10 protein-coding genes and 2 pseudogenes are annotated in these 8,485 nt (G+C 64.2%); 10 read left to right on the top strand and 2 right to left on the bottom strand.

Annotated elements, in window-relative coordinates:
* The first annotated feature begins 199 nt into the window (after positions 1 to 199).
* The 3 genes and pseudogenes from MFF64_RS01870 to MFF64_RS01860 all read left to right on the top strand — a co-directional run bounded on the left by MFF64_RS01870 (position 200) and on the right by MFF64_RS01860 (position 4,158).
* The gene (locus tag MFF64_RS01870; protein WP_238189287.1) at positions 200 to 1,273 is read left to right on the top strand and encodes an alpha/beta hydrolase family protein; all 1,074 of its coding nucleotides are present in this window, start codon (positions 200 to 202) and stop codon (positions 1,271 to 1,273) included.
* A gap of 93 nt (positions 1,274 to 1,366) precedes the next feature.
* A pseudogene (locus MFF64_RS01865) lies at positions 1,367 to 1,621 on the top strand (integrase core domain-containing protein); the annotation flags it as partial.
* 248 nt (positions 1,622 to 1,869) lie between these two features.
* Positions 1,870 to 4,158, top strand: a complete 2,289-nt coding sequence (locus tag MFF64_RS01860; RefSeq protein WP_238189285.1) for an eCIS core domain-containing protein — start codon at positions 1,870 to 1,872, stop codon at positions 4,156 to 4,158.
* A 215-nt stretch (positions 4,159 to 4,373) separates the two neighbouring features.
* Here MFF64_RS01860 and MFF64_RS01855 read toward each other — a convergent pair.
* A pseudogene (locus MFF64_RS01855) lies at positions 4,374 to 4,859 on the bottom strand (DUF4113 domain-containing protein); the annotation flags it as partial.
* Between the two features lie 9 nt (positions 4,860 to 4,868).
* Between MFF64_RS01855 and MFF64_RS01850 the strand changes: the two are divergent.
* The 6 genes from MFF64_RS01850 to MFF64_RS01825 are packed head-to-tail and all read left to right on the top strand — an operon-like array spanning position 4,869 to position 7,168.
* Positions 4,869 to 5,297, top strand: a complete 429-nt coding sequence (locus tag MFF64_RS01850) for a hypothetical protein (RefSeq protein WP_238189283.1) — start codon at positions 4,869 to 4,871, stop codon at positions 5,295 to 5,297.
* A 1-nt stretch (position 5,298) separates the two neighbouring features.
* Positions 5,299 to 5,709 carry an HNH endonuclease signature motif containing protein gene (locus MFF64_RS01845; RefSeq protein ID WP_133123328.1) on the top strand — a complete coding sequence of 137 codons (411 nt, stop codon included), beginning with the start codon at positions 5,299 to 5,301 and terminating at the stop codon, positions 5,707 to 5,709.
* Positions 5,706 to 6,044: a helix-turn-helix domain-containing protein gene (locus tag MFF64_RS01840; protein WP_238189281.1), complete on the top strand. Its 339-nt coding sequence runs from the start codon at positions 5,706 to 5,708 to the stop codon at positions 6,042 to 6,044. The genes MFF64_RS01845 and MFF64_RS01840 overlap by 4 nt, the downstream gene beginning before the upstream one ends.
* A complete protein-coding gene (locus MFF64_RS01835; protein WP_238189279.1) occupies positions 6,041 to 6,541 on the top strand; it encodes a hypothetical protein in 501 nt (166 codons plus the stop codon). Before MFF64_RS01840 ends, MFF64_RS01835 begins: the two co-directional genes overlap by 4 nt.
* Complete coding sequence (locus MFF64_RS01830) at positions 6,538 to 6,831, top strand: hypothetical protein (RefSeq protein WP_238189277.1); 294 nt, start codon at positions 6,538 to 6,540, stop codon at positions 6,829 to 6,831. Before MFF64_RS01835 ends, MFF64_RS01830 begins: the two co-directional genes overlap by 4 nt.
* Complete coding sequence (locus MFF64_RS01825) at positions 6,824 to 7,168, top strand: hypothetical protein (RefSeq protein ID WP_238189275.1); 345 nt, start codon at positions 6,824 to 6,826, stop codon at positions 7,166 to 7,168. Before MFF64_RS01830 ends, MFF64_RS01825 begins: the two co-directional genes overlap by 8 nt.
* 29 nt (positions 7,169 to 7,197) lie before the next feature.
* On the opposite strand, the gene MFF64_RS01820 is transcribed toward MFF64_RS01825, so the two are convergent.
* Entirely contained in the window at positions 7,198 to 7,377 is a 180-nt protein-coding gene (locus MFF64_RS01820) for a hypothetical protein (RefSeq protein WP_238189310.1), read from the bottom strand.
* A gap of 133 nt (positions 7,378 to 7,510) precedes the next feature.
* On the opposite strand from MFF64_RS01820, the gene MFF64_RS01815 reads away from it, so the two are divergent.
* On the top strand, positions 7,511 to 8,071 hold the full coding sequence (locus tag MFF64_RS01815) for a hypothetical protein (protein ID WP_238189273.1): 561 nt from the start codon (positions 7,511 to 7,513) through the stop codon (positions 8,069 to 8,071).
* Positions 8,072 to 8,485: the final 414 nt, after the last annotated feature.

The raw sequence follows: 8,485 nt of genomic DNA, 5'->3' as shown, positions 1-8,485 counted from the left end.
GCAAGGGCTCACTCACCTGCCCATCCACCAAAACCGCGTTCTCACACAGCCTGGACCCTGAACCGGCCTTCACCAACGGGCCGCGATCTAGGCTCGTGACTGTGCGAGGGAACACATCCGTCCGAGCCCACCAGCGTCAAACCGAAGCCACAAGGTTTTGGCCGGTACGATCCGACAGCCGGGCTCCTGCGAGACATCCATGGCCATCTTCGACGCCACTCCATTCCAGCCGCTCACCTCCACCGGGGCAGCCTCGCGTGGCCTCGACCGCCGCCGCTTCGGCGCCATGGTGCTGGCGGCCGGTGCCGGAAGCCTGCTCCCATGCCGGTCGGCCCTGGCGCTGCCAGCGTCCGATGAGGCCCGGTTCATCGACTTCGAATGGGTCGACACCGCCCGCGACCGTGTCGTGCCGGCCCGGCTCTATTGGCCGGCCGCCTCGACTCGGAGTGGTCTGGTCCCGTTGATCGTCTTCTCCCACGGGCTCGGCGGCTCCCGGAAGGGCTACAGCTATCTCGGCGAGGGATGGTCGGCACGCGGTACCGCCAGCCTGCACATCCAGCACGTCGGCAGCGACGAGTCGCTATGGCAGGGCAATCCGATTATGCTCCTCGACCGCCTCGGCGGCGCGGCGGACGAGCGCGAGGCCATCGAACGGACGCGGGACGTGAGCTTTGGCCTCGACCGCCTGCTGCAGCGTGACAGCCCCTTCCATGCCGCCGTCGACCGCAAGCGCATCGTCGCGGCTGGGCACTCCTTCGGGGCGAACACGACCCTGATCCTCACTGGCGCCCAGGTGATCCGCGACGGGAAGCTATTAGGTTTCCGGGACCCGCGTTTCACGGCGAGCATCGTGATCTCGGCGCCGCCCTTCTACGGCGAGACCGACCTCGCGGCGGTCCTCGCGTCGGTCGACGTCCCCTCGCTCCATGTCACCACGACGGAGGACACGATCCGCATCCCGGGCCGCTATTCGCCCGTCCAGGACCGCATTGACGTCTACGCGGCTATTCCAACCCCCCAGAAGGCCTTGGTCGTATTCCATGGCGGCTCGCACAGCGTCTTCACCGACCGCTCCCTCCGTAACGGCGGGCCGCTAAACCCTTTGGTGAAGCGGGCCACCGCCGAGGTAGGGCTCGCCTTCCTCGACCTTGTCTACAAGTCCGATCCCGCCCCCCTCGAAGACTGGAGCGCGACCTGGAGGCCGATCCTGGCTGCGGCGCCGATGCCGTTCCAGGTCGAGACGCTGCGATCGGTCAGGAAGCGGCGCGCCTGAGGCTCGGCGGCGTCGTTGAGACGGGAGTGCACGCGGCCTCTAACTGGTGGCTCTCAGCCCATCGCTGGAAACTGACACCCGGGATCGTCCACCTATCCCCATACGAACGGTCAAGTCGAGCGGATGAACCGCACCATCAAAGACGCCACGGTTAAGCGCTACTATTACGCCAGCCACGACGAGCTGCGCCAGCACCTGCAGCTGTTCGTCGATGCCTACAACTATGGCCGCCGGCTCAAGACCCTGCGCGGCCTCACGCCTTACGAGTTCATCTGCCAGAGATGGACGAAAGAGCCCGAACGCTTCAGGCTCGATCTGTCACACCACATGCCGGGACCGAACAGCTAGTCGATCGTCGAGGCGAAGGCATAGCCATAGGTCGCTATTGGGGTGTGTCGTCCGTCCTAGAAAATTCTAGGCGTTCCCAGGGTCTCGTGCCAGAGTGCATTAAACAGCCTTATTGAGACGGATGTTCCCGTCTCAACGATCCGCTTCGGTAGCGTAGTCCCAAGTGGGGCAGCTGCGCTGGTATTATCCAAGGAGCCTATATCGCGGCTCGGCCGCGTCGTCCCCCATAACTAGGGAGGGATTCGCCGATGTTTGCTCCTAAGGTCGGCAAGCCACAAACGAAGGCGGCCGAAAGTTCGATCTGCAAACAGCCACCGCAGCATTCGACATTTGCAGCGCGACCGCTTGCCTGTGCTGCGGTAGAACACGTGCGGATGCTCCAAAGGACGACCGGAAACCAGGCCACGTTGCGCTACGTGACACAGTGGCTTTCCAACCTCTCTGCACAGGATCCTATGGAGCGGCACGAGCAAAAAGCCTCCCCGGAGAACATGACAGCCCGAGGGGCAGCGCGTGTCCCCCCATGGGACTTAGGTCAGATCTCGGTATTTCCGCCTGACCGACCAAACCAAGCTCATGCGCGATCCTCCCTCAGAGCACCGCCTCTGCCTGATGTCTTACAAGCGAAACTGACTGCCGGAGGCGTCAACGATCCTTTCGAACAAGAGGCAGACCGCATCGCCGGCCATGTAATGCGGATGCAGGATCCCGCACCGTCCGTCACGACTGCGCCCCATGAAATTAGCCGCAAATGCGCCGCTTGCGGGCACGAAGCGCAATGGCTGCAGACCAAAATAGCTAGTTCGTCAGAAGCTCGTGTGTGCGAAGAGGCCGGCGTCGTGCGAGATGTACTCCGCACGTCTGGTCAGCCACTCGATTTGGAGAGCCGGGCCTACTTCGAGCCCCGCTTTGGCACCGACTTCAGCCAGGTGCGGATACACGCAGATGCGCGCGCCGCCGAATCGGCGCGCTCCGTGCACGCTCGCGCCTACACCGTTGGCCAGCATGTGGTGTTCGGGCGCAGCCAGTATGCACCCCACACCGCCGATGGCCGTCATCTCCTGGCCCATGAGTTGACCCACACGCTGCAGCAGAAGGGCGGCGTGGCGGGCCTGCAGCGGGCGCCGGATCCCCCCGGATCGTCGCCGCCCACGCGCCCTGGTCTGGAAGCCCGCTTGAAGGTCATCGAGGAGATCGGACCCGCCGCTCAGGTGCGCCTGGATCAGATCATCCGTACCGGCGGGCCGCTACCGACAACGGGAAAAGCAAAAGTTATCGGAGCCGCAATTATCGACGTAGAGGGATACCAGGGTCCCAAGGAAATGCGAGCCATCAGCGGCGCGGACACCGACTCGTTGAGACAGGGAGCGTCGGTATATCACGCCAGCAGCCCGACCGACCGTACCCTATCGGCTACGCGCAGCATCGCCGGCTCGGGTCCTCGGCGCGAATTCCCTTTCGCACATATCAATGATGCGGAGATGAAGCTCTTCGAGGACATCATCGGCCGATTGCCGAAAGATGCCAAGGGTACCATCCATTTCACTACGGTGCGCGTCCGCGAAGTCAAGGGACAGACAGTGTTAGAGCCGTACCCGGCCTGTTCGGGCTGCATCCGCGCCAGCTTTGAGACTGCCGGCACGCTTCCGAAAGTCGACCTGGTCAGCCATGCCCCGGTGCACCCAACCGGCACTGCGGAACTCCCCGAGCCCCGGCGCCCCGCGGGACCAAAGCCTGGTTCTGCTGCTCGCGAAGCGGGGGGACCCAAGCTAGCGGTCCCGGCGCCCGCTACCGAGGCCCCCAGGTCGGGCGTTCCAAAGCTCTCGGGGGCGGAAACAGCGAGCGGGGACATGCGGGCCGCGGCTCGCTCTGCCGCGTCCTCAATCGCCAATGATTATAAAATCCTGAGGGTCGCGCGTGCCCTGACGACCGCTGTCAACGTCATTCAGGTTGTTTTGAATTTGCAGATGTTAGAAGAATTCATTGGGATGGCTCAAAGCGGAATGAAATGGGAAGGATTTATTCTCACGAATTACATCAAGCAGGCAGAGATTGTCCAGAATAGCGCTAGCGAAATCGAAGCGGCCTATCCGGGTTTCTCCGACTCCGTGCAGGGCACGGGGGTTGCATTGTACAAGAGCGGCGCGGATGCCGAAAGCGCTGCGAAGGCCTTGGCGAACGTTTCAGAGCTCCGGTCGCAAATAGATCCGATCCGGCGAGATCTGGACGACCGGATCAAGAAGATCGATAAGGCTCTGGTGGAAGTTCGCGCCAAGGAAAAGGCCGCCCTTGCCATTCTGGAGGACCCGAAGGCATCGGCCGCACTCGCGGCGGCCACGTTCGGCACCGCGGAATTGGCGAAGCTGTTCGCCGCGTCGCAAGATCTGAGCAGAATCGAAGGCGCATTGAACAGCGCATCTCAGTCCTTCCATAAGGTCGAGACCATGATGGGATCCGACATACAGTTCTTGGACAGCTGGAGCGCCTTGTTGCTCTCTTCCGTGAGAAGGTTGGGATCTGTTGCCGCCGGAAAGTGACGCTTCCGTTCGAGGCTGTGTAAAAACTCAGAGCCCGTAGAAGGATTTCCCCCGCGCGCATCCTAGGCCGCGCCGTTTAGGGCATCCTGCACCATCTCGGCGGCCTTCCAGGATGCTCAAATGGCGGCAGCGCGGAAGAATGTTCTGCACCCTTGGGGCGCGCCCGAGTTTTCACACAGCCTGTGCCCATAGCAGCGGTTAGGGTGCAGGCGGTCTCATTGAGCAGCCGCGCTTACCATCGGCACTTCGCTCAACCGCGTCGTGAACCGCGGCGACCGCATCTCGAATTTGGTGCTCCAACTGCGCTTCTCTACTAGTCCCGCCCGCGCCGGCACCACGGCGCCGCGCCCGAACCGGCTGTTGCAAGCGTCCATCGCCGCCATCAGCGCACCGGACTTCTCGCGGTCGAGCGCATCGAAGAGGGGTCGGGGCGCCTCCTCGAGCGGCACGAGGTCGGTGGTGACCAGGCCCGCCTTGCTGTAGCGCCAAGGCGCCGGTCCCTGCTCGCGCCAGGTCTTCGCGACGCCGCGGATCGCAGCGTCGATCAGGCGCCGGGTGTCGTTCGTTGCCTCCGGCATGTGCACCACCGTCGAGACCGAGCGCATCGGGTCGCCGCGGTCATGCTCGCTCGTGTGATAGAAGACCGTCACGGCCGAGACCGCGAGCCCGTCGCGCCGCAGCTTCTCCCCGAGCTGTGCGACCGGCAGTTCGTGATCGGCGAGCGCTACATCCTCGTCGAGCACGAGGCCCGCAGCGCCGCCTCTCACGCTCACTATTTCGCCTGTGTCCGGGACGGATGGTCGAACCTCCCGGAGGATCTGGCGGGCCGATTTCCGACACCCGACCACCTGCGCAAGTGGGCGCTCATCCGGGCTGGCTATCGGGACGAGGTGACCTTCGTCGCCTCCTCGAAGGCCGAGGCAATCCGAATCGCCGCGTTCCTCCGTCCGGTTGAGGATACGGCCGTGGTTCGGGTGAAGGATTCCGTCGTCGTGCGCTGGACGGCCAAGAGCCAAAGCATGCGCGCGATGGGCCGAGATGGTTTCCAGCGGTCGAAAGACGCGGTGCTCTCGGTCATCGACGAGCTGATCGGCACCGCACCCGGCACGCTGTCCCGTGAGGCGGGGAGGGCCGCCTGAGATGGCCCGGACGAATTTCTCCAAGAAAGTGCAGCGCGAGGCCATCAAGCGCGCCGCCGGCCAGTGCGAGGGCCTGTTGTCGACAGGTGAGCGCTGCTCTTGCCGCCTGCAGGTCGGCCGGTTCGAGGTCGACCACGTGGTTCCGGATGCCCTCGGCGGCCCCGCGGTCCTCTCGAACGCTCAGGTCCTCTGCACCGACTGCCACGACCGCAAGACGGCGAACGACCGCAGGCGGATCGACAAGGCCCGGCGCCAGTCCGACGCCCACCACGGCGTCAGGGATCCGCACGCCCGCCCAATCGCCGGCGGCCAGCCGCTGCCGCCAGGCCGGCCGGCCCGCCGCGCGACCGCGCCGCTGACCAAGTCCCTCCCGCCCCGTCGATCCCTCTACAGCCAGAGGAGCCCGTCATGAGCAGCAGCACGCGCGACCGCGCCGTCAGCGAGCGCATCGTCCAGATCCGCAAACGGCGGCGTATGACCCAGGTCGAGCTGGCGGACCGGGCAAGGCTGGCCCGCGGCGCCGTCTCCGGTTACGAGCGCGGCGGTGCAATACCGCACGACAAGCTGGCGCGGATTGCCGCCGCGCTCGAGGTCGATGTCGGCGACCTGGCTTGGGACGCCCAAGCTCTCAGCCTCTCTCGTGACGAGGCCGACACGGTCCGGACGCTGCGCACCCTTCCGGCTGAGGGTCGGGCCTACATCGGGCGCCTGATGGCCGACCTCGCTCGCAGGGAGGTCGCGCGATGACCCTCGCCGACGCCCTGCGCGATCACGACCTGGGCGCCCTCGGGCGCGACCTCCAAACCGCGGCCCTGCACCAGGACCGCTGCCGGCGGCATGCCGAGCGATTGGAGGGCCTGCACGACCTGCCGGTCACCCATCAGGCGCGAGCCAATATCGACGTGACGGTCTCGGCGCTCGCGGGAGCCGATCGGCTCGTAATGGCCGTCAGCCGATTCCTTGCCGATGAACGGACCGGTCAGCCGCCATCGGACGATGCGCCGCCCCTTTTCGTCCAGATCGGCGGCAGGCGCCTCGACCTGCGGCGCGTCGCCAACCTCATGGAGCGCCATCCCTGCCTCGTCGAGGCGGTCGAAGCTGTCGAGGCAGGCGGGCGCGTCACGGTCGAGCAGCCGGTGCGGCCACGCGGGGCGCCGGAGGTGCGGCTGAGCCGGGCACGGGCCCTGACGGCGGCAGTGCACCGGGCGATCGGGCCGGCAGCGACGGCGGGGAGGACGGCATGATTGTCGAATGGTCCAAACGCCGCCGCGAGGAGAGGGCGCGCCGGGAGGCAATGGAGGCTCGGCGCCGCGAGTACCAGTGGCGAGCCAACGGGGCGCCGAGCGCGAGCGCCTCGCTGCCCGGCAATTCCCTCGACACGCTCAGCCCGCTGCACCCGCTGTCGCCGCTCTACGGCGGCCACGCGGCACCCGACACGTCGGTGAGCCACAGCCACGACGACGGGTCCTGCGCGTCGGATGGCGGCTCGTCCTCGTCCAGTGATGGCGGATCGTCGGGAGGCGGATGTGACTGACCGTGCCCAGAAGCCCCTCCCACCGCCGACCATGCAGGAGCGTGCCGCCGCGGCCCGCGCCGCCCGGACCCTCCACGCCGTCATCGCCGACCACACCCGGCTCGGGGAACGCAACGTGATGCACATCGACATGACCCGCCCGCGCCGCGGGGTGTGGATCGAGCGGTGGTCCGGCGTCCCGGGCTTGTGCCGGGTCAACGGCCAGTACCAGCACGACCTATTGCCGGGCTGGTCCTACGCCCGGGCCGAGATCAAGGCGGAGATGATCCCGGACCTCGAGGCGCTGGCCGAGCGCGGCGAGCTGCCGATGGTGGCGACGAGCGTGAGCGGGCGCTGATGGTCGACCGCAGCCTTGATCGCGAGCCGCTATCCCTCCGCCTTATCGCGCTGTCCCTGCTTCGCTCCGCCGTTCGGATCGGTCGCATCCTCACCGGCGGCTTCCGGGTTCTCGCGCCCCTGCGGAGTCAGGCGGGGAGCAGCAATGTCGTCCTCGGTCGCTTGAGAGGCGGGCTTGCCCTTGCCGGCATCGTAGGTGGACTCGGCCATCTTCCCGTTGTCCGTGTTCATGGTGTGCCTCCTCCTGAAGGCACGTCAACGCTCTCGGCCTGTTCCAGTTCAGGCCGGGCTCAGGCTGATTCGCTCACCCCACCAACATCGACAGCACGCCGGAGCAGCCGTGATGCCGCGCGACATGATCATCCATAGCTTCGCGGGCGGCGGCGGCGCGTTCGAGGAAACGTCAGTACGCTGCCAATCCAAACTCGACCTTCTCGCGCCTGGAGAGAAAGACCACGGCGATCTCGTTTCGCCCGCGCCATACGACTCGACAGAGAAGGAAATCTCTGGCGTTGCGCAACCGAAGAACAATCCTGTCGTGAGGGCAAACACCTGGGTCAACGACAACGAGAGCACCAGAGCTTCTGACATCGCGCACATCGCACAAAATCGCTTTGCCTTTGCCCTCCACCCAGAGGGTACAGCGCCTCATCAGCGTATTCGACTTTGCGCGCGCCAACTTTCTTGCTCCCAAATCGATCCAACATCCAGTGATCGCTTGAAATTTCGGAGATTTGTGCCGGATCACTGGAAATTTTTAGAGCGACTTGTTGAACGATTACAATCCCCGCGCTGCGGCTTGATCGACCGAAGGGGCAGCCGACACTGCGCACCTGACCTACCGCTCTTCGAAGCGGCAGTAAGCGCCATGCCCGCCTCGTTCGCAGATGTCATAGAATCATGAGGAATGTATATCTCAATTCGGCTCAGGCCGAACTATTTTGTAAGTCTCGTCGAGCGCTTCAATGAGTTGCCTAATGTATTCATCAAAAAATATGCACCCTTTTTCGTCTATACCTAAGGTTTCCATTTCGAAAATATGCGGATCTCCATGACCATCTTCGAATATGAATTTAAAATTTACCATCCTGTCTCCGATAGGACGCCGACGAACATGTTCTATGACTATGTCCTCGATTTCCGATCACGTTTTGTATTCTCGTTCCATCGGCGGGCCTCCGCAACAATAAACACAGATCAACATCAAATGACATTCAGAAATGAAATCATTAAAAAAAGTCAACGAGTAAACGATACATCTGGAGATGTGTTCGAGGCTCAGGTTAAATGGGGTTACATTCATCGCTCACAAGGATAA

The organism is Methylobacterium frigidaeris, from assembly GCF_022179185.1.
Classification (GTDB): domain Bacteria; phylum Pseudomonadota; class Alphaproteobacteria; order Rhizobiales; family Beijerinckiaceae; genus Methylobacterium; species Methylobacterium frigidaeris.
The sequence above is the reverse complement of the archived record's forward strand: the minus strand, read 5'-3'. Positions and strand labels throughout refer to the sequence as shown.